The organism is Streptococcus sp. DD10, from assembly GCF_001578805.1.
Lineage (GTDB): Bacteria > Bacillota > Bacilli > Lactobacillales > Streptococcaceae > Streptococcus.
Map to the genome: position 1 here is coordinate 1 of NZ_KQ969204.1, position 419 is coordinate 419.

Sequence of the window (419 nt, forward strand, 5' to 3'; positions counted from 1 at the left end):
TTTTATAGCTTTGAGCCACAAAAACAAGTCCCCCTTTCTTGAAACTAAACTCATCCCAGAACATAACCGTAGGGAGTTTGTCATAATCTTCCTTGAAAGTAAACTGGTCAAGCTTAGTGAACGTCGATATACGAAGTCTTCTTGCAATATCCGTTAATGACATTTTCTGAGTCAGGGGGTGTGCAACCTTTTGTTGGACTAGATTGGAGATTTGGCAGTTTTTCTCAACGATTGCTGTCTCAGCTACCGTGACCCTCCTACAGTTTTTACACTGGAAACAACGTTTCTTCAGACGTAGTAATGTTGGCGTTCTAGCTTGTTCGAAAAGAGGAATTTTAGAAGGTTTTTGAAAGTTGTATTTAATCATCTTTCCTTTTTGGAATGAATTTCAATAAGCGTCCTCGTTTCAAGAACAAGGG

General features: G+C 39.1%; 1 pseudogene. It reads right to left on the bottom strand.

Annotated features, from left to right (window positions below):
- Positions 1–376: pseudogene (locus STRDD10_RS10100) on the bottom strand (ISL3 family transposase); the annotation flags it as partial.
- Between the last annotated feature and the right edge of the window lie 43 nt (positions 377–419).